The 19567-nt window shown below is 71.2% G+C and carries 21 protein-coding genes and 1 tRNA gene; 8 read left to right on the top strand and 14 right to left on the bottom strand.

Annotated features, from left to right (window positions below):
- Positions 1-64: 64 nt before the first annotated feature.
- A complete protein-coding gene (locus tag QZX64_RS03655; RefSeq protein WP_295657045.1) occupies positions 65-1246 on the bottom strand; it encodes a homogentisate 1,2-dioxygenase in 1182 nt (393 codons plus the stop codon).
- Between the two features lie 67 nt (positions 1247-1313).
- Here QZX64_RS03655 and QZX64_RS03650 point away from each other — a divergent pair, with 67 nt between their 5' ends.
- The 4 genes from QZX64_RS03650 to QZX64_RS03635 all read left to right on the top strand — a co-directional run bounded on the left by QZX64_RS03650 (position 1314) and on the right by QZX64_RS03635 (position 4366).
- Positions 1314-2198 carry a hypothetical protein gene (locus QZX64_RS03650; RefSeq protein WP_295657043.1) on the top strand — a complete coding sequence of 295 codons (885 nt, stop codon included), beginning with the start codon at positions 1314-1316 and terminating at the stop codon, positions 2196-2198.
- On the top strand, positions 2195-3403 hold the full coding sequence (gene fahA / locus QZX64_RS03645) for a fumarylacetoacetase (RefSeq protein ID WP_295657042.1): 1209 nt from the start codon (positions 2195-2197) through the stop codon (positions 3401-3403). Before QZX64_RS03650 ends, fahA begins: the two co-directional genes overlap by 4 nt.
- 212 nt (positions 3404-3615) lie before the next feature.
- Positions 3616-3927 carry a hypothetical protein gene (locus tag QZX64_RS03640; RefSeq protein ID WP_295657040.1) on the top strand — a complete coding sequence of 104 codons (312 nt, stop codon included), beginning with the start codon at positions 3616-3618 and terminating at the stop codon, positions 3925-3927.
- A 109-nt stretch (positions 3928-4036) separates the two neighbouring features.
- A complete protein-coding gene (locus QZX64_RS03635) occupies positions 4037-4366 on the top strand; it encodes a YciI family protein (protein WP_295657039.1) in 330 nt (109 codons plus the stop codon).
- Between the two features lie 72 nt (positions 4367-4438).
- Here the strand turns inward: QZX64_RS03635 and QZX64_RS03630 are convergent, their stop codons facing one another.
- The 5 genes from QZX64_RS03630 to QZX64_RS03610 all read right to left on the bottom strand — a co-directional run bounded on the left by QZX64_RS03630 (position 4439) and on the right by QZX64_RS03610 (position 7426).
- Complete coding sequence (locus tag QZX64_RS03630; RefSeq protein ID WP_295657037.1) at positions 4439-4807, bottom strand: PaaI family thioesterase; 369 nt, start codon at positions 4805-4807, stop codon at positions 4439-4441.
- Positions 4808-4881: 74 nt separating this feature from the next.
- A complete protein-coding gene (locus tag QZX64_RS03625) occupies positions 4882-5040 on the bottom strand; it encodes a hypothetical protein (RefSeq protein WP_295657036.1) in 159 nt (52 codons plus the stop codon).
- 40 nt (positions 5041-5080) lie between these two features.
- Positions 5081-6436 carry a nitrate/nitrite transporter gene (locus QZX64_RS03620; protein ID WP_295657034.1) on the bottom strand — a complete coding sequence of 452 codons (1356 nt, stop codon included), beginning with the start codon at positions 6434-6436 and terminating at the stop codon, positions 5081-5083.
- 23 nt (positions 6437-6459) lie between these two features.
- Positions 6460-7026 carry a manganese efflux pump MntP family protein gene (locus tag QZX64_RS03615; protein WP_295657033.1) on the bottom strand — a complete coding sequence of 189 codons (567 nt, stop codon included), beginning with the start codon at positions 7024-7026 and terminating at the stop codon, positions 6460-6462.
- 317 nt (positions 7027-7343) lie between these two features.
- A tRNA-Tyr gene (locus QZX64_RS03610) sits at positions 7344-7426 on the bottom strand.
- A 111-nt stretch (positions 7427-7537) separates the two neighbouring features.
- On the opposite strand from QZX64_RS03610, the gene QZX64_RS03605 reads away from it, so the two are divergent.
- On the top strand, positions 7538-8029 hold the full coding sequence (locus QZX64_RS03605; protein WP_295657032.1) for a YajQ family cyclic di-GMP-binding protein: 492 nt from the start codon (positions 7538-7540) through the stop codon (positions 8027-8029).
- 37 nt (positions 8030-8066) lie between these two features.
- Here the strand turns inward: QZX64_RS03605 and QZX64_RS03600 are convergent, their stop codons facing one another.
- From QZX64_RS03600 to QZX64_RS03585, 4 genes are read right to left on the bottom strand one after another with little or no spacing between them, the layout of a single operon-like run.
- Positions 8067-9044 (bottom strand): sulfate/molybdate ABC transporter ATP-binding protein, encoded by a 978-nt coding sequence (locus QZX64_RS03600; RefSeq protein WP_295657031.1) that lies wholly within the window; start codon positions 9042-9044, stop codon positions 8067-8069.
- 10 nt (positions 9045-9054) lie between these two features.
- Positions 9055-9864 (bottom strand): sulfate ABC transporter permease, encoded by an 810-nt coding sequence (locus tag QZX64_RS03595; protein WP_295657029.1) that lies wholly within the window; start codon positions 9862-9864, stop codon positions 9055-9057.
- A complete protein-coding gene (gene cysT, locus QZX64_RS03590; RefSeq protein WP_295657027.1) occupies positions 9857-10735 on the bottom strand; it encodes a sulfate ABC transporter permease subunit CysT in 879 nt (292 codons plus the stop codon). The genes QZX64_RS03595 and cysT overlap by 8 nt, the downstream gene beginning before the upstream one ends.
- Positions 10736-10737: 2 nt before the next feature.
- Positions 10738-11799, bottom strand: a complete 1062-nt coding sequence (locus tag QZX64_RS03585) for a sulfate ABC transporter substrate-binding protein (RefSeq protein ID WP_295657025.1) — start codon at positions 11797-11799, stop codon at positions 10738-10740.
- Positions 11800-12040: 241 nt separating this feature from the next.
- Here QZX64_RS03585 and QZX64_RS03580 point away from each other — a divergent pair, with 241 nt between their 5' ends.
- From QZX64_RS03580 to rarD, 3 genes are all read left to right on the top strand, one after another.
- Positions 12041-13951, top strand: a complete 1911-nt coding sequence (locus tag QZX64_RS03580; RefSeq protein ID WP_295657022.1) for a 2-oxoacid:acceptor oxidoreductase subunit alpha — start codon at positions 12041-12043, stop codon at positions 13949-13951.
- Positions 13952-13998: 47 nt separating this feature from the next.
- Positions 13999-15069: a 2-oxoacid:ferredoxin oxidoreductase subunit beta gene (locus QZX64_RS03575; RefSeq protein ID WP_295657070.1), complete on the top strand. Its 1071-nt coding sequence runs from the start codon at positions 13999-14001 to the stop codon at positions 15067-15069.
- 131 nt (positions 15070-15200) lie between these two features.
- On the top strand, positions 15201-16109 hold the full coding sequence (gene rarD, locus QZX64_RS03570; protein ID WP_295657021.1) for an EamA family transporter RarD: 909 nt from the start codon (positions 15201-15203) through the stop codon (positions 16107-16109).
- A gap of 58 nt (positions 16110-16167) precedes the next feature.
- Here rarD and QZX64_RS03565 read toward each other — a convergent pair whose 3' ends face one another.
- The 4 genes from QZX64_RS03565 to QZX64_RS03550 form a co-directional block, all read right to left on the bottom strand.
- Complete coding sequence (locus QZX64_RS03565) at positions 16168-16821, bottom strand: hypothetical protein (protein WP_295657020.1); 654 nt, start codon at positions 16819-16821, stop codon at positions 16168-16170.
- The gene (locus QZX64_RS03560; protein ID WP_295657018.1) at positions 16814-17665 is read right to left on the bottom strand and encodes a PRC and DUF2382 domain-containing protein; all 852 of its coding nucleotides are present in this window, start codon (positions 17663-17665) and stop codon (positions 16814-16816) included. The genes QZX64_RS03565 and QZX64_RS03560 overlap by 8 nt, the downstream gene beginning before the upstream one ends.
- Before the next feature lie 73 nt (positions 17666-17738).
- Positions 17739-18557: a mechanosensitive ion channel family protein gene (locus QZX64_RS03555; RefSeq protein WP_295657016.1), complete on the bottom strand. Its 819-nt coding sequence runs from the start codon at positions 18555-18557 to the stop codon at positions 17739-17741.
- A 251-nt stretch (positions 18558-18808) separates the two neighbouring features.
- On the bottom strand, positions 18809-19552 hold the full coding sequence (locus QZX64_RS03550; protein WP_295657014.1) for a TetR/AcrR family transcriptional regulator C-terminal domain-containing protein: 744 nt from the start codon (positions 19550-19552) through the stop codon (positions 18809-18811).
- Positions 19553-19567 lie beyond the last annotated feature (15 nt).

The raw sequence follows: 19567 nt of genomic DNA, 5'->3' as shown, positions 1-19567 counted from the left end.
ACGCACGCGGCAAGGCACTCACCTCTCCTGGCCTGCGGAGTGGGTGCGCGACCGGGCCGTGCCCTCAGGTGGTGCCGCCGGCCCAGGTCCAGGCGTAGGCGGGGTCCTCGACGGCGAGGCCGCCCTCGCCGAGCTCGAGCGGGGCGAAGGTGTCGACCATGACGGCCGACTCGTCGAAGCGGTCGGCGCCCAGCGACGCCTCGATCGCCGCGGGCTGCGGCCCGTGCGCGTAGCCGCCCGGGTGCAGCGAGATCGAGCCGAGGTCGATGCCCGAGCCCTTGCGAGCCTCGTAGTCGCCGCCGACGTAGAACATCACCTCGTCGGAGTCGACGTTGGAGTGGTAGTAGGGCACCGGGATCGCCAGCTCGTGGTAGTCGACCTTGCGGGGCAGGAAGTTGCAGATCACGAAGTTCCAGCCCTCGAAGACCTGGTGCACCGTCGGCGGCTGGTGGATCTTGCCGGTGATCGGCATGTAGTCGTCGACGTTGAAGGTGTAGGGGTAGAGGCAGCCGTCCCAGCCGACGACGTCGAACGGGTGCGTCGCATAGGTCATCGTGGTGCCGACGACGGCGCCGCCCGCGCGGTGCTTGACCAGCACCTCGACGTCGGTGCCCTCGACCAGCAGCGGCTCGCCGGGCCCGTGCAGGTCGCGCTCGGAGTACGGCGCGTGCTCGAGGAGCTGGCCGAAGCGGGAGCGGTAGCGCTTGGGCGGGTGGATGTGGCTGTTGGCCTCGATGGGGTAGAGCCGCGACGGCTCGCTGGGCACCCACCGGTGCGTGGTGGCCCGGGGCACGAGGACGTAGTCGCCGGTGCGGTAGGGCACGACGCCGAAGACGGTCTCGACGGTGCCGGCGCCGGACTCGACGTAGACGCACTCGTCCCCGATGGCGTTGCGGTAGAGCGGCGAGGCGTCGGTGCCGGTCACGACGTAGGCGATCCGCACGTCGTTGTTGCCCAGCACCAGCCGGCGACCGGTCACCGCGTCGGCCCCCGCGCCGAAGTCGAGGTCGTGCAGCCTGAGGTGGCGCGCCTTGAGCGGGTGGTTGGGCGTGCGCGACTGGTCGGACAGCTCCCACACGACGCTGTTCGTCAGCGCCGACGGCACGCCCTGGTGGTAGAGCAGCGCGGAGTCGGAGGAGAAGCCCTCCTCCCCCATCAGCTCCTCGCGGTAGAGGCCGCCCTCGGGGTCGCGGTGCTGGATGTGGCGCTTGGGCGGCACGTCGCCGACGGAGCGGTAGTAGACCATGGTGGATCCTTCGGTCGATTATCGGACGTTTGCGTCCGCTATTCGCGTTCCCGCTAGGATATCCGTCGTGTCAACCGAGCCCGCGTCCCTCCCGTCGACGGCAGCGTCGGCCCTCCCCTCGGCATGGTCGGGACTGCTCGACGACGCCGCGACCTTCCCACCCGGCGACGTCCCGCTGGCCGAGGCCGTCGAGACGTACGACGCCCGGCGCTCGCAGTGGTACGCCGGCCTGGTCGGCTCACTGGTGTGCAAGGACACCGATCTCGGCTCGGTCGACCGGCGGCTGCCGCTCTCGGTCGTGGTGTCCGGCGGGGCGGGCGGGGTCGCGGGCGCGCTGCGCCTCGCCGTCCGGCACGACCACCACGTCGCCGGCCTGGAGGTCGCCCTGCGCGACCTCGACGACCTGCCGGGCAACGCCCGGCGCGTGGTGGCCGCGGTGGAGGCCGCCCGGGCCGAGGGCGTGCTCGCCGACGACACCGCGGTGTACGTCGAGCTGCCGCAGGCCGACCCGGGCACGGGATGGCTGGCCGCCGCCGACGAGGTCGCGGCCGCCGAGCTCCGGCTGAAGCTGCGCACCGGCGGCCTCGACGCCGACCTCTTCCCCTCCGCCGCCCGGCTCGCCGCGTGCATCGACGCGGCCCTCGACCGTGAGACGCCGTTCAAGTGCACCGCCGGGCTGCACCACGCGGTCCGCCACCGGGACGAGGCGACCGGGTTCGCCCATCACGGCTTCCTCAACGTGCTGCTGGCCACCCGGGCGCTCTTCGACGGCGCGACCGCCGCCGACGCCGTCGCGCTGCTGGAGTCCACCGACGGCGCCTCCCTCGCGGGCCGCGCCGACGAGTCCGCCGTCACGGGTGCGCGACGGTGGTTCACCTCCTTCGGCTCCTGCTCGGTGCGCGAGCCGCTCGACGACCTGCTCGCCCTCGGACTGCTCCAGGAGACGCCATGACCACCAGCTGGGTCGAGGGGTCCGCCGGCTCCGGGTTCGACGTCGACCACCTGCCGTACGCCGTGTTCCAGCGCGCCGGCGAGGAGCCGCGGGTGGGCGTGCGGATCGGCGACCTCGTCGTCGACCTCGCGCCGGTGGCGGCGGCCGACATGATGGAGGTCGGGCACCTCTTCGAGGCCCGGTCGCTGAACCCGCTGATGGCCGCCGGCCGCCCGGTCGGGGAGTCGGTGCGCCGCTGGCTGACCGGCCTGCTCACCGACGAGGCCGAGCGCGACGTCGTGGAGCCCAACCTCGTGCCGGTCGAGGACGTCACCCTGCGGATGCCGTTCGAGGTCGGCGACTACGTCGACTTCTACGCCTCCCTCGAGCACGCCTCCAACGTCGGGCGCATCTTCCGCCCCGACCAGGAGCCGCTGCTGCCCAACTGGCGCCACCTGCCGGTCGGCTACCACGGCCGCGGCGGCACCGTCGTGCCGTCGGGCACCGAGGTGGTGCGCCCGCACGGGCAGCGGAAGGCGCCGGCGGAGACCGCTCCCTCGTTCGGGCCGTCCACCCGCCTCGACGTCGAGGCCGAGCTCGGCTTCGTCGTCGGCACCGGGTCGGCCCTCGGCAGCCGCATCACCACCGGCGCGTTCGCCGACCACTGCTTCGGCGTGGTCGGGCTCAACGACTGGAGCGCACGCGACATCCAGGCCTGGGAGTACGTCCCGCTCGGTCCGTTCCTCGGCAAGAGCTTCGCCACCTCGATCTCGGCGTGGGTGACGCCGCTGGCCGCCCTGGACGCCGCGTGGGTCGACCTGCCCGGTCAGGACCCCGAGCCGCTGCCCTACCTCGCGGAGGGCTCGCCCCGCGGCCTCGACATCGAGGTGGAGGTGGAGCTGAACGGCGAGGTCGTCTCGCGGCCGCCGTACTCCTCGATGTACTGGGCGCCGGCGCAGATGCTGGCCCACCTCACCGCCAACGGCGCGTCGACCCGGACGGGCGACCTGTGGGGGTCGGGCACGATCAGCGGCACGGCGCCCCACCAGCGCGGCTCGTTCCTGGAGCTGTCGTGGGGCGGCCAGGAGCCGTTCACGGCCGGCGGCCGCGAGCGCGCGTTCCTGGAGGACGGTGACACCGTGGTGCTGCGCTACTCCGCGCCCGGCTCGGGCGGCGGCCGGCTCACCCTCGGTGAGGTCGCCGGGACGGTCACCCCCGCCGCCTGACTGACGAGGCTCGCCGGGTGATCGGGTGCGCCCGAGGTCGGCGGCTTCCCCGCGGACGTCGTCGAGGAGCCGGCGGAGCTGTCCGCCGAGGAGCGCCGCGACCTGCTGAGCCGCCAGGGCTCCGGCTGCTACGCCTCCGCGCATGGAGGATCATCGAGTCGTGCGGCCCGGGTGGTGGTCCCCGGCTTCGTCACCGGCGCACAATGGGCAGGGTGATCCTCCTCGAGCTGGCCCTGATCGCGGGCCTCGTGTGGGCCTTCGTGCACGGCACGCTGTGGTTGCTGGACCGACCTGCGAGGCCGGCCCTGCCCGCACCCGTGCGCTGGCGCGTCACGCACTACGACACTGGCGGGGAGACCCGCGTCGTGCTGCAGAAGTACGGCGATCGCGGTGACCGGGTCCTGGGCCAGCACGTGGTGGGCACGATCCGCCTGGACGACCCCGACTACGAGGTCACCTTCCTGGCCGTCATGGACACCGCCCGCCAGCGCCGGGCGCTGTTCGAGGCGGAGGAGGACCGGTAGGTGCGGGCGGCCCGCGCTGGCGGTGGTGTCGTATCCGCCCGGCACCGTTCGTGGGAGGGGTGAGCGGCCGCCCGCCAGGGGCGCCGTCCGAGCGCAGAGGATGGCCGAGATGCAGTACCTGATCACCGTGATCGACGACACCACCGGTTCCGCCACCACGACGGAGATGGCGGCCATCGACGCCTTCAACGATCGGCTCCAGGCCCACGGTCAGTGGGTCTTCGCGGGCGGCCTCGCCTCGCCCCTCTCAGCCACGGTCATCGACAATCGGGGGAAGGAGCCGTTGCTCACCGACGGGCCGTTCGTGGAGTCCAAGGAGTACGCAGCCGGCTTCTGGATCATCGAGGCGCCCGGCCTCGACGTGGCGCTGGCGCTCGCCGCCGAGGGGTCGAAGCACTGCAACCGGAAGGTCGAGCTGCGCCCGCTCCTGGGTGAGTGAGCGCGTCGATGCCCCCACCGCCCGGCGATCGAGTCCCCGAGCACGGCCGGTCGCGCCGTCATGCGCCCGGGCTCACACCAGCGCGAAGGTGGCCAGCGCGTGCACGAGCGACTTCCCGTCCTGCTCGACGTCGGCCTCGCAGATGGTGAGCCGCTCCCCGCGCTTGCTCACCGTGGCCGTCACCACGAGCCGGCCGGGCTTGCCCGGGTGGAGGTAGGTGAGGCTGAGCTGGCTGGTCGCCGGCGTCTCGTCGTCCACCGTGCTGCGGATCGCGGCGCCCATCGTCGTGTCGACCAGGGTCGCGAGCATGCCGCCGTGGACGGTGCCGGCGGCGTTGAGGTGCCGGTCGTCCAGGTCCACGGTGAGGGTCGCTCGACCGTCGGCGGCGTCCGGGTCCTGGGCGCCGACCAGCGAGATGAAGCCGTGCGGGCTGTCTGTCATGGGGCGCCGGTACCCACTCCCGGGCGAGGCGCACGCGCCGTCGTCGACCGCGTCATGCCTGGACCACGTCTCCCTCAGCGGGTGGAGAACCGCCAGACGGTCTGGGTCCGGTAGACCTCACCCGGTTGCAGCACCGTCGAGGGGAACGTCGGCTGGTTCGGCGAGTCCGGGAAGTGCTGGGTCTCCAGCGCGAGGCCGTCACCGAGCCGGTAGCGGCGTCCGGTCTTGCCCACGCGGCTGCCGGCACCCGGTCGCCCGGCAGCGGGAGGCGGGTCAGACCCCCTCCTGGCCCAGCCCGGGGTGCACCCACGGCCGCCCGGCGCGCATCTGGTCGACCGCCCCGGGGTGGACCCGCTGGAGGTGGGCGATCCCACGGCGGCGGAAGCGGAGGACCTGCGTGATGCCGAGGCCCCAGAACAGGAACTGCACCGCCATCGCGGCCCGGAAGTCGCCCAGGTCGTAGGCGGCCATGCCGCCGCCCTCGCGCAGGTCGAGCACGACGCCGATCAGGGCCATGCACAGCAGCGAGGCCATGAACCCGCCGACGTTGACGATGCCGTTCGCGCGCCCGAGCGCGTGCACGGGGGTGAAGGAGCGGGCGAGGTCGAAGCCGACCATGGACGCCGGCCCACCGGTCGCGGTGGCGAACGCCATCACGACCACGAGCCAGTCGGGCGCCGGGGTCGTGCGCAGGAGGACGGCGGCCCAGGCGGCCATCATGAGCGCCACCACGGTGATGACGATCCACGAGCGGTAGAACGGGTAGCGCGCCACCAGCGCCCCGAGCACGAAGCCGCTGAGGATCACCCAGCCGGTCATCGCCATCAGCAGCGTGCCGGCCGAGGCCTCCGACCAGCCCTGCCCGCGCACCAGGAACGGGAAGCCCCACAGCAGCGCGAAGACGGTCACGCTGAACTGCGAGGTGAAGTGCGACCACATGCCCAGGCGGGTGCCGGGGTTGCCCCACACCGTCCGCACCGACTGCGCGAGCGCGCGGAGCTTGACGCTCACCACGTCGGCCCGGCGGTACGGCGAGTCCTTGGCGACGAGCACGACGACCACCATGAGCACGACCCCGACGCTCGAGGCCACGGCGAAGGCGCGCGTCCAGCCGAGCTCGCGCAGCAGGAACGACAGCGGCGCGGCCGCGATGATGGCGCCGGTCTGCCCGACGACACCGGTGAGCTGGGTGACCATCGGCGCCTGGCGCACCAGGAACCACACGGTGACGAGCCTGATGACGCTGACGAAGACCATCGCGTCGCCGGCCCCGAGCACCGCCCGCGCGACCACGGCGGCCGGGAAGGAGGTGGCGAACGCGAACGCCAGCTGGCCCGCCGTCATCAGCACCAGGCCGCCGAGCAGCAGGCGTCGTGAGCCGTAGCGGTCGAGCAGCACGCCCACGGGCACCTGCAGGCCGGCGTACACCAGGAGCTGGAGGACGGTGAAGAACGAGAGCTGCGTGGCGGTGACGTCGAAGCGCTCGGCGGCGAGCAGCCCGGCCACCCCGAGCGAGCTGCGGTGGAAGACGGCCAGGACGTAGACCGCCAGCGCGACCAGCCAGATCGCCCAGGCCCGGCGGCGGCCGATGTCGTGGACCTGCTCGCGCGCCCCGATCAGCTCCGACACGCTGTCAGTGTCCCACCGAGGACTCACCAGACGCCGAGGTGGTCCAGGAGGATCCGGACACCGATGGCGATGAGCACGAGCCCGCCCACCACCTCGGCCGGACCCCGGAAGCGGACGCCGGCCCGATGCCCCAGGAGGACCCCGGCGAGCGACACCACGAAGGTGACGGCACCGATGGCGACCGCCGCCAGCACGATGTCCACGTCGAGGAACGCCAGGCTGATGCCGACCGCGAGGGCGTCGATGCTGGTGGCCACCCCCAGCACCAGGAGCTCGGCGAGCGGGACGGGACCGTCGCCGGCGGGGTCCTCGTCGTCGGAGTGCCACGCCTCCCACACCATCTTCCCGCCGATGAGGGAGAGCAGGCCGAAGGCGACCCAGTGGTCGACCTCGACGACGTACTCCCGCAACCCGGTGCCGAGCAGCCAGCCCACGACCGGCATGAGGCCCTGGAAGAGGCCGAACGTCGCGGCGACCGCGAGCGCGTCGCGGGCGCGGAGGCGCCGCATCTGCAGCCCCTTGCCCAGTGCCACGGCGAAGGCGTCGGCGGAGACGCCGAGCGAGACGAGCAGGAGGGTCAGGAACGACATGGGGTCCTTCGGTAGCCGGGGCTGCCGAAGCCTGGGGGACGAGACGACTCCGGCACGTGGTGCCGAAGGTCTCGCTCACCCGGTCTCGTCGACCGGGCGGTACGCCGGGTGGTGTGGCCCACCGGTGTGTCGACGTACCTCCGCGCCCCGACGAGCGGGGCGGGTGACGGGAGCTACTCCCCTTCGATGGGTCCCATCATGCCAGAGCGGCGGGGTGCGGCCGCATCGGTCGGCGACCCACGAGCCGACGGCGGGAGACTGCTCGACCATGACGAAGGGCCCCCGGTCCGCAGACCGGGGGCCCTCGTCACCATCAGTGGCAGGTGAAGGATTCGAACCTTCGAAGGCGTGAGCCGACGGATTTACAGTCCGCTCCCATTGGCCGCTCGGGCAACCTGCCATCGTGGTGCCGCGGGGACCTGAGTGGCGCCGCCGCGAGCAGGACGAAACAATAGCGCAGGCAGCATCCCGGAAGTAAAACGCCGTACGAAACCCAGCTGGAGGACACCCCATGGCCGACTCGTCGTTCGACATCGTCAGCAAGCTCGACCGCCAGGAGGTCGACAACGCCCTCGGGCAGGCCGCCCGTGAGGTCGCGACGCGGTTCGACTTCAAGGGCACCGGCGCGAGCATCGAGTGGCAGGGCGAGCAGGCGATCGAGATCACCGCCTCCGCCGACGACCGGGCCACCGCCGTCCTCGACGTCTTCAAGGACAAGCTCGTCAAGCGCCAGCAGAGCCTGAAGATCCTGGACGCCTCCGACCCCCGTGCCTCGGGCCAGCAGTCGAAGATCTCCATCACCCTCAAGGAGGGCATCACCTCCGAGGACGCCAAGAAGATCTCCAAGCTCATCCGCGACGAGGGCCCCAAGGGCGTCAAGGCGCAGGTCCAGGGCGACGAGCTCCGGGTGTCGTCGAAGAAGCGCGACGACCTCCAGGCGGTCCAGGCGCTGGTGAAGGCACAGGACTACGACTTCGCGGTGCAGTTCACCAACTACCGCTGAGCCCCGGCCGGCAGGAGCACGGACCGGCGTGCCGCGATCAGACGACCGCCTTCATGCGGGGCACGACGGCGGCGCCGACGGCCGGCGTCAGCCACACCGTGGATCCCTCCTCGACGCCGATGGCGCGCGCGTGCGCGCGAGTCAGCACGACGGTGACCTCCTCGCCGTCGATGGTGAGCACGTTGGCCCGCACCTCGAAGCCGATGCGCAGCAGCCGGGAGACCTCCCCCTCGACACCGCCGGCGAGCACCGGGGACGTGGAGATCTCGATGTCGTGGGGACGCAGCGAGCTGCCGCCCAGCGAGGTGACGTCACCGAGGAACGACATCACGAAGTCGTTGGCCGGCTCGTCGTAGAGCTGGTCGGGGGTGCCGACCTGCTCGACGCGGCCCTCGTTGATGACCACGATCTCGTCGGCGACCTCCAGGGCCTCCTCCTGGTCGTGGGTCACGAACACGGTGGTCACGTTCACCTCGTCGTGCAGCCGCCGCAGCCACTCGCGCAGCTCCTTGCGGACCTTGGCGTCCAGGGCGCCGAAGGGCTCGTCGAGCAGCAGCACGGACGGCTCGACGGCGAGCGCCCGGGCCAGGGCCATGCGCTGGCGCTGACCGCCCGAGAGCTGGGAGGGCAGCCGGTGCGCGAACTGCGAGAGGTGCACGAGCTTGAGCAGCTCGTCGACCCGGGCCACGACCTCGGCCTTGGGGCGTCGGCGGATCTCGAGGCCGAAGGCGACGTTCTTGGCCACCGTCATGTGCTTGAACACGGCGTAGTGCTGGAACACGAAGCCGACGTTGCGCTTCTGCGCGGGCAGCCGGGTGGCGTCGGTGCCCTCGATCGAGATGGTGCCGCTGTCGGCGGTGTCCAGGCCCGCGATGATCCGCAGCAGCGTCGACTTGCCGCCGCCCGAGGGACCGAGGAGGGCCGTCAGCTGGCCGGTGGGCAGGGACACGGTGACGTCGTCGAGGGCGACGAAGTCACCGAACCTCTTGGTCACGTGGTGGACATCGATGCTCATGGGAGAGACCTCAGGATTCGTGCGAGGGACGGAGGAAGGCGACGACGATCAGGCAGGCGATGCTGATGAACGCGAGGAGGAAGGCCACGGCGTACGCCGTGCCCTGCTCGAAGTTCTGGTACCTCGCCTCGACGATCAGGGTGGCGGTCTGGGTGCGCCCGGTGACGTTGCCGGAGACGATCTTGACCGCCCCGAACTCACCGAGCGAGCGGGCCAGGGAGAGGACGACGCCGTAGATGACCGCCCACTTGATCGAGGGCAGCGTGATGCGCAGGAACGTCTGGCGCGCGCTCGCCCCGAGGCTGCGGGCCGCCTGCTCCTGGTCGTCGCCGATCTCGGTGAGGACCGGGACCACCTCGCGGATGACCAGCGGCAGCGCGACGAAGCAGGTCGCCATGATCATGCCGGGCGAGTCGTAGATGACCTGCCACCCCGCCTCCTCGATCGACGGGCCGATCCAGCCGGTGCGGCCGCTGTAGACGAGCAGCAGGGCGAGGCCGACGACCACGGGCGAGACCGACAACGGGAGGTCGATCAGCGCCGAGAGCACCCGCTTGCCGGGGAACTGGTAGCGCACCAGCAGGATCGAGATCGTCACGCCGAAGACCAGGTTGATGATCACGGCCCACAGGGCGACCATGACGGTCAGCTGGAGCGCCGCGACGGTCTGCTCGTCGCTGAAGATGTGGAGGAACGTCGAGGTGCCGTCCTCGAACGTGCGGACGGCCACCAGCGACACGGGCCAGGCGACGAGGAAGAAGACGTAGCCGATGGCGACGGCGCGCAGCAGCCAGCGGACCGGGGTCGAGACCTCAACCACGGTTCGCCACCCGCCTCTGCACGATGTCGAGCCCGACGATCACGACCAGGGCCACGGCGAGCATCACCGAGGCCAGGGCGGCCGCCGACTGGGTGTTGCCGTTCTCGATGAAGCTGAGCACCCGGACCGAGACCACCTCGGTGCGGAACGGCAGGTTGCCCGAGAGCAGCACGAGCGAGCCGTACTCGCTGATGGCCCGCGCGAACGACAGCGCAGCGCCGGCGGCGATGGCCGGCGCCAGGCTGGGCAGGATGATCCGGCGCACGATGGTGGCACGGGTGGCCCCCAGCGAGGCGGCGGCCTCCTCGACGTCGGCGTCGAGCTCCTCGAGCACCGGCTGCACGGTGCGCACGATGAACGGCAGGGTCACGAACGCCAGGGCCAGCATCACGGCGCGCTCGGTGTTGGCCCACTCCAGGCCCAGCGGGCTCTGCGGGCCGTAGAGCGAGAGCAGCACCAGGCCGGCGACGATGGTCGGCAGGGCGAACGGCACGTCGATGATCACGTTCAGCACCGACTTGCCCCAGAACCGGTCGCGGACCAGCACCCAGGCGATGATCGTGCCGACCACGACGTTGACGGCGGTGACGAGGAGGGACTGGGTCACGGTCAGCTGGACCGCGGCCCAGGTCTGGTCGCTGGCGAGCACGTCGAAGTAGCCGCTCCACCCGCCCTCGCCCGCGGTCACGATGATCGCGACCAGGGGGATGAGGACGAGCAGGCTGAACCAGATCATGGCGATGCCCAGACCGAGTCCGGCACCGGGCGTGAGCGTGTTGCGGGGCCCCTGACGGCGACGCCGCCGGGGAGGACGTCCGGTGGACGCCTCCCCGGCGAAGTCGGCAGCCGGGCCCAGGAGGGCCGAGGTCATCGCTACTCGCCGAGCTTCCCGGTCTCCTGCTGCACCTCGGCGACCAGGCCGAGGGGCTCGCCGTCCTCGCCGTCGGCGAAGAACTTCTCGGCCGCCTCGGGCCACCCACCGAAGTCCTCGCCGACGGTGAACAGCGTGGTGGGCGCGGGGAAGGGGTCGGCCGGGTCGTTGGCGCCCTCCACCTCACCGGTCACGCCCTCGACGACGGGGCGGTAGCCGTACTTCAGGAAGCTGGCTTGTGCCTCGTCGGTGTAGAGGTAGTCGAGGAAGGCCTGCGCCTCCGGCTCGGCGCCCTCGGTGACGGCGGCGGGGGTCTCGATCAGCAGCGTCTCGTCCGGGACGATGTAGTCGAGCTCCTCGCCGTTCTGGCGGGCCAGGATGGCCTCGTTCTCGTAGGAGATGAGGACGTCGCCGACGCCGCTGGTGAAGCTGGTGAGCGCGTCGCGCGCCGAGCCGGGCAGGGCGACGGCGTTGGTGAAGAAGTCCACGAGGTACGAGCGGGCGGCCTCCTCGTCGCCGCCGTTGACCTCGAGCGCGTGGCCGTAGGCCGCGAGGAGGTTCCAGCGCGCGCCACCGGAGGAGCCGGGGTTCGGCGACACGATCTCGACGCCGGGCTCGACGATGTCCTCCCAGCCCTCGATGCCGAGCGGGTTGCCCGGACGCGTCACGATGACCACGACCGAGTCGGCGACGATGCCCTGGTGCTCACCGGCGTTCCAGTCGTCGGCCACCAGGCCGGCGTCGACGAGCCGGGTCATGTCGCTCTCGAGGGAGAAGTTGACGTAGTCGGCCGCCTGGCCGCCCTCCACGGCCCGGCTCTGGTCGCCCGAGGGGCCGTACGACGTGCTGAACTCCACGCCCTCGCCGTCGCCGGTGGCCGAGAACCTCTCGGTGATCTCGTTGTAGGCCGTCTCCGGCGTCGAGTAGGCGATGAGGTCCAGCGTGACGCCGCCCCCCGCGGCGTCGCTCGGGTTGGTGGAGCAGGCGGTGGCGCCGAGCATCCCGACGACGGTGGCGGCGAGGACGAGCCGGCGGCGGCGACCGTTCCTGACGTGGTTCGACATGTGTGTTCCTCTGTTCGTGGGGGCCCGCCGAGTCCGGGCCCGATCCGTTCTATGTCGAGTACCTTAGGTCACTTTACCGACTTCGTAGCCATTGGTCCGGCAAAATGTCTGGACGTGTCGCGTCTCACGGCCGCGCGCCTGTCCGAGTCGGGAGACGGCGTGGTTTGCGCGAGACGCGCCATTACTGTGGAACGTGCAGCCACCGCTGCGTCCCTGCCATGAGGAAAGGCGTGACCACGCTGTGACCAAGCAGGTCAAGCAACTGGACCGGGTCATCATCCGGTTCGCCGGTGACTCCGGCGACGGCATGCAGCTGACCGGCGACCGCTTCACCCAGGAGTCCGCCGCGTTCGGCAACGACCTGTCGACGCTGCCGAACTTCCCGGCCGAGATCCGCGCACCCCAGGGCACGCTGCCGGGCGTGTCCAGCTTCCAGGTGCACTTCGCCGACCACGACATCCTCACCCCGGGCGATGCCCCCGACGTGCTGGTGGCGATGAACCCCGCCGCCCTGCGCGCCAACCTCGGCGACCTGCCCAAGGGCGCCACGGTCATCGTCGACACCCACGACTTCAGCGGCCGCAACCTGAGCAAGGCCGGCTACACCACCTCACCCCTCGACGACGGCTCCCTCGACGAGTACGCCCTCCACCAGGTCGACCTGACCGGCATGACGGTCGCTGCGGTCAAGGAGTTCGGCCTCTCGCGCAAGGACGCCGCGCGCGCGAAGAACATGTTCGCCCTCGGCCTGCTCTCGTGGATGTACGGCCGCCCGACCGAGGCCACGGTCGACTTCCTCACCCGGCGCTTCGCCAAGGTGTCCGAGATCCGCGACGCCAACATCACCGCCTTCCAGAGCGGCTGGAACTTCGGCGAGACCACCGAGGCGTTCGCGGTCAGCTACGAGATCAAGCCGGCGCCGATGTCGCCGGGCACCTACCGCAACATCACCGGGAACCTGGCCCTGTCCTACGGCCTGGTCGCCGGCGGCGTGCAGTCGGGCCTGCCGGTGTTCCTGGGGTCCTACCCCATCACCCCGGCCTCGGACATCCTTCACGAGCTGAGCAAGCACAAGGCCTTCGGCGTCACCACGTTCCAGGCCGAGGACGAGATCGCAGGCGTCGGTGCGGCCATCGGCGCCTCCTTCGCCGGCACGCTGGGCGTCACCACCACCTCGGGCCCCGGACTGGCGTTGAAGTCCGAGGCCATCGGTCTCGCGGTGATGACCGAGCTGCCGCTCGTGGTCATCGACGTCCAGCGCGGCGGCCCGTCGACCGGACTGCCGACCAAGACCGAGCAGGCCGACCTGCTGCAGGCGATGTTCGGCCGCAACGGCGAGTCCCCGGTGCCGATCGTGGCGCCGCAGTCGCCGGGCGACTGCTTCGACGCCGCGCTCGAGGCCATCCGCATCGCGGTGACCTACCGGACGCCGGTGCTGCTGCTCTCCGACGGCATGCTGGCCAACGGCTCCGAGCCCTGGCGGGTGCCCGAGCTCTCCGAGCTGCCGAGCATCGACCCCGCCTTCGCCACCGGACCCAACCACGCCGTCGACGACGGCGACGACGACTTCTGGCCCTACCTCCGCAACGAGGAGACCCTGGCCCGCCCGTGGGCGATCCCGGGCACCGCCGGGCTCGAGCACCGCATCGGCGGTCTCGAGAAGGGTGACGGCCACGGCAACATCTCCTACGACCCCGCCAACCACGACTTCATGGTGCGCACCCGCGCCGCCAAGGTGCAGCGCATCGCCGAGTCCCTGCCGCCGCTCGAGGTCGACGACCCCACGGGCGACGCGAAGGTGCTGGTGCTCGGCTGGGGCTCGACGTACGGCCCGATCGGTGCCGGCGTACGCCGGGTCCGCAAGGCCGGCTACCGCGTCGCGCAGACCCACCTGCGTCACCTCAACCCGTTCCCCAAGGACCTCGGCGAGGTCCTCGCGCGCTACGACAAGGTGCTCGTGCCCGAGATGAACCTCGGCCAGCTCTCGCTGCTGCTCCGCGCGGAATACCTGGTCGACGCGGTCGGCTACAACCACGTCCGCGGACTTCCCCTCAAGGCCGCCGAGCTGGCCGAGGCCATCGGCGAGCTGGTCGCCCAGGCCGAGGGCGTCGACGTCGATCTCACCCCCGCCCCCCAGGAGGCACTGTCGTGACCACGACCGAACTGCCGTTCCCCGGCCTCACCTCCGGCACCGACTCGGTGCCGACGCTGCAGCCGGACGAGGCGGCGCAGACCGGCAAGGACTTCACCTCCGACCAGGAGGTGCGCTGGTGCCCGGGCTGCGGCGACTACGCCGTGCTCAAGGCCGTGCAGGGCTTCCTGCCCGGCCTCGGCCTGCGCCGCGAGAACATCGTCTTCGTCTCCGGCATCGGCTGCTCCTCGCGGTTCCCCTACTACCTCGACACCTACGGCATGCACTCGATCCACGGCCGGGCGCCGTCGATCGCCACCGGCATCGCCACCGCGCGCGAGGACCTCTCGGTGTGGGTCGTCACCGGCGACGGTGACGCGCTGTCGATCGGCGGCAACCACCTGATCCACGCGCTGCGCCGCAACGTCAACATGACGATCCTGCTGTTCAACAACCGCATCTACGGCCTGACCAAGGGTCAGTACTCCCCCACGTCCGAGGCCGGCAAGGTCACCAAGTCGACCCCGATGGGGTCGGTGGACCACCCGTTCAACCCCGTGTCGCTGGCGCTGGGCGCCGAGGGCACGTTCGTGGCCCGCACGATCGACTCCGACCGCAAGCACCTGACCTCGGTGCTCGCCGCGGCGGCCGCCCACCGGGGGACGTCGCTGGTGGAGATCTACCAGAACTGCCCGATCTTCAACGACGGCGCCTTCGACGCCATCAAGAACCCCGACACCAAGGCCGACGCGATCATCCCGCTGGTGCATGGCCAGCCGGTGCGGTTCGGGGCCGTGCTGGAGTCGGGTCTGGGCTCCAAGGGCCTGGTCCGCGACGGTGAGACCGGTGGGGTGAGGGTGGCGCAGGTCGCCGACGTCGGCGAGAGCGCCCTGCTCGTGCACGACGCGCACAGCCCGGACCCCACGATGGCGTTCGCGCTCTCGCGGCTCACCGACTCCGGCTACCTCAACCAGTCGCCGATCGGCATCTTCCGCCAGGTGGAGCGCCCGACGTACGACGACCAGGCGCGCGCACAGATCACCACCGCCACCGGCGGCAACGACAGCGACGACGGCGCGGACGCCGGCGACCGGCTGGCCGCCCTCATCGGCGGCGGCGACACCTGGACCGTCGTCTGATCCGGCGCCCCCTCGAGGTGCAGCAGCAGGGCCCCGCCTGACGGCGGACTCTTCTCGCGTGCCGGGGTCACGACCTTGAACGACCTGTAGCGGATTCATCGTGGGGCCCTGACCCCGCCTATGCTCCTGGAGTGCCGGAAACGCGTCGAGGGCTCGCCTACGGCACCGGCGCCTACGTCCTCTGGGGAGCCTTCCCCCTCTACTGGCCGCTGCTGGAGCCGGCCGGCGCACTGGAGATCCTGGCCCACCGCATCCTGTGGTCGGCGCTCACCATGGGCCTGCTCGTCGTCGTGCTGCGCCGGGGCCGCCACGTCGTCGCGCTGGTGCGCGACCGCCGGAGGCTGGCGCTGCTGGCCCTGGGAGCGGTGGTCATCAGCCTCAACTGGGCGACGTACATCTGGAGCGTGAACAACGGCCGGGTGGTGGAGGGCTCGCTCGGCTACTTCGTCAACCCCTTGGTGACGGTGCTGCTGGGGGTGCTCGTGCTGGGCGAGCGCCTGCGGCGGCTGCAGTGGGCCGCCCTCGGCGTCGCCGCGCTGGCGGTGGTCGTGCTGACCCTCGACTACGGCCGTCCGCCGTGGATCGCGCTCGTGCTCGCGTGCAGCTTCGGCACCTACGGGCTGCTCAAGAAGAAGGCCGACGCCGGCGCGGTGGAGTCGCTCGCCGTCGAGACGGCGGTCTCCGGGCCCTTCGCCGCGGCGTACGTCGCGTTCCTCGTGGTCACGGGCGGCTCAGGCTTCGGCAGCCACGGCGTGGGGCACGCGCTGCTCTTCACGACCACGGGGATCATCACCGCTGTGCCGCTGATCCTGTTCGGCGCGGCGACCACGCGGGTGCCGCTGGTGGCGCTCGGGCTGCTGCAGTACCTCGCACCGGTGCTGCAGTTCGCCCTGGGCGTGCTGTGGTTCCACGAGGAGATGCCCCCGGGCCGGTGGGCCGGCTTCGCGCTCGTGTGGCTGGCGCTGGTCCTGCTCACCGCCGAGATGCTGCGCCACCGCCGACAGCTGCGGCTGGCCGCGGTGGACTGCGCGCCGGTCTAAGACTCAGGTCAGGGATGCGGCGGGCGAGCCATGGGGGAAACCCGCCCGCCGCACCCGGTCAGTGACCCAGCCCGGTCTTGTCGACCGAGCGGTGGAACCGCATCCCGGCCAGGCCGCCGAGCAGGGCACCTCCCAGCGTGGCCACCACGGCGGCCACCAGGGCGATGATGCCCCCGGTGCTCAGGGTTCCCTCGTCCACGGGGAGACGGGGGAAGCTGTTCAGCTGCCCGAGCACGTTGTACTCCGCGCCCGCGATGGCGCCCACGGCCGCGACGACCAGGGCGATCACGATCGCCCACAGCCACACGGCCAGGCCCTGCTTCAGGCCGTCGAAGCGCGCCATCCGGCCGGCGACGTACCCGCCGCAGTAGTAGGCGATGAACAGGATGACCAGCAGCACGATGCCACCGACCAGCCCCACCGTCCCGGCCTGCGCGGTGGCGCTGTCGGCCGCCTGGCCGAGGTCGGTGCCGGAGGCGACACCGAACGCGGTGCCGGCGGCGGCGGCGACGGCGGTCAGGATGACCGCCATCCCCATCGCGGTCAGCCAGCCGAAGAAGGCCGAGCCGATCTTGACGCCACCGTGCTCGTCCTTCTGCCGCCCCACCACGGCCTTGCGGTCGTGCCGGGGCTCGTGTGCAGCCGTGCCGGGCGTGGTGTCACCCGGCTCGAGCCGCCGGGCCCCGCTTGAGGTGGCGTCGTGGTCAGCCACGAGTCCGACCGTCGTCGGTCACGCCGGACTGGTCCAGCTCGACCTCCTCCTTGCGGACGGTCTCGTCGACCCGCTGCTCCTCGGTGACGGTGTCCTTGTCGACCCGTACGCGCTCGACGGGGACCGTCTCCTTGTCGACGACCACGCGCTCCTCGTTGAGGACGACGTCGTGCTCCTCGGTGCTGAGGTCGGGTCCGTCGAGGGCGTCACCGCGGTTGGCCTCGGTGATCGGCTCACGCTCGAGCCGCACCTCCTCGCGGCTCACCGGCACCGTCTTGGTGACGTTCTCGGTGACGATGTACTTGCGGAGCCGGGCCCGACCCGTCGCATGCCGCTCGGTGCCCACGTGCAGCTGCTCCTCGGAGCGGGTCATCGCCGAGTCGGTCTCCGGACCGGAGATGTCGCCCTCCACGTTGGAGGTGCCGGTGGTGCCGAGGTCGGCGGAGCGGTCGGCGGTGCCGGTGCCGACCGTGCCGGTGCCGGTCGTGGCGGCGTACCCGGCGTCGCCGGTCGTGCCGGAGTAGCCCGTGACGCCGTAGTAGGTGTAGAGCCTGTCCTCCTCGGCCTCGTCGAGGTGGCCCTCGGGGTCGGAGATGCGCGGAGCGTCCTTGACCTTCTCCTTGTCGTAGGGCACGCGCAGGTCGTTGCCGCTGACCTCGGCGTCACGCAGCGGGACGAACGACTCGCCCGTGCCGAAGAGGCCGGTCTTGGCGGTCACCCACTCCGGCTGGCCCGACTGGTCGTCGAGGAAGATCTGGCCGATGCCGCCGATCTTGTCGCCCTGGCTGTCCACGACGTTGCCGCCGCCGGTGAGCAGGGTCTGTGCCTGGTCGGTGCTGAGCATGTGCACTCCTTGATGGTTGTTGCGATCGGTGGACACCGGGTCGGTACCCACACTGTGCGCAGTCAGACGACGCTCAGTGGGTGCCGCCGGTCGAACGGGTCGGGGAGGCGTCGCCGATGCTTGTCGAGCCGACGCCGCTGCCACCGTCGTACGACGAGGTCTGGGCCTGGCCGGCGGCCTGGCGGGCCTGGTCGGCCGCGCTGGGCGCGGACGCCGCCTGGGCCTTGATGCGGGGAGCCTCCTCCTCGGCCTTGAGGAGGTACTGCTCCCAGCGGTGCTGCATCGGCTTCACGAGGCCACCGCCCACACCCACCACGATCACGCCGGCGACCGTCGCGAGGATCGCGATCAGCACCGGGGTGGTCACGGTCGTGGCGACGCCGACCTGGTTGAGCGCCGCGACGATCCCCAGGAACAAGATGAACACCGAGGCCGCGTTGGCCAGCGCCTTGCCGTAGGACAGCCCACCCAGCGTGCCCTCGACCAGCACCTTCACCGCCGCCGCGATCGCCGAGGCGACCACGAGGATGATGATCGCGACGATCAGGCTGGGCAGGAACGTGATGACCTGCGACAGCAGGTCGCTGATCGGGTTGGGACCGAAGACCCCGAACGCCAGCTGCAGCACGAACAGCATCAACGTGTAGTAGATGAGCTTGGCGACGATGTCGCTGGCGTCCATGCTGGAGCTCGCCAGCGCCTTCTTCACCCCCCCACGCTCGACGGCGCGGTCGAAGCCCACCTTCTCGAGCAGGGCGTTGAGAGCCTTCGCGATCGCCTTGGCGATCAGCAGGCCCACGACGAGGATGATCAGGAACAGCACCAGCTTCGGCAGGAACTGCGCAATGGTGCTGAAGCCGTCACGGAGCCCGTCTTCGAGATTTCGTCGCATCAATGTCCTTCTTTCCGTATGAGGACCACCGGGCGTCCGGGCGGCGCTCGTCGTCGCACACCCGCACCGGCTCCTCGGCGCCGCGATCGCGGCCCCAGTGCCCACCCATGTCCACGTTGCAGTCGTGGCTTTACGTCGTAAACGCAATCACGGCGTGTCCGAAAGATCAACTGTGTGAAATCGCGTGCACGGGGTACAGAGTCCTCGCTCAGGGGGCAGAGGCCCCGGATTTCCCCACAATTGGGGAAGCATCAGGAGGGGGCCTGCTCACTGCGGAGCAAGGCCAAGCGGTCGAGGAGCTCCTCGAGCGCCTCCTCGAACTCGACGGCCGCATGGTCCTCGGACAGTCCGCTCCGCAAGCGCCGCACGGTGGGGTAGGCCGCCAGGCTGTCGGGCTCGTCGGTGTCGTCCGCGAGCACGTCGAGCGGCCCGACGTCGGCGCCGTGGGTCGACACCTCCAGCAGCAGGTGGCCGAGGAGGAAGCTGCTGAAGGCGCGGTAGCTCGCCACGGCGGCCTCGTCGGTGAAGCCCTCGTCGGTCAGGGCGGAGAGAAACTTCTCCACCCAGTCGAGGCTGCGCAGCGGCGGCCGGAGCCACGGCGCCTCCGGGGGGCGCGAGGCCACCAGCGGGAAGGCCTTGGGGTGACGCAGGGCCACGCGACGCACGCCGTGCGCGAGGCGCATCAGGAAGTCGGTCCACCCGTCGACGGGTCTGTCGGGGACCTCGTCGTCGACCTGCATCGTCGCCACCAGCTGCTCCACGACGGCGTCGAGGAGCTCCTCCTTGCCGGCGACGTAGCGGTAGAGCGCCATCGCCTCGACCCCGAGCATCGAGCCGAGCCGGCGCATCGTCAGGCCGGCGAGCCCGTTGTCGTCGATGTGGTCGATGGCCGTCGCGACGATCCGGTCACGGTCGAGCGGCCGAGACCGGGACGGGGGCGCCTTGCCGTCGACGATCGCCGCGTCGACGTCCTTGACGTCGTCGGTAGATGACATCGGCCCTCCTTGCCT

The organism is uncultured Nocardioides sp. (assembly GCF_902805925.1).
Lineage (GTDB): Bacteria > Actinomycetota > Actinomycetes > Propionibacteriales > Nocardioidaceae > Nocardioides.
Note: the sequence above shows the minus strand (reverse complement) of the source record. Positions and strands in the feature narration are given on the sequence as shown.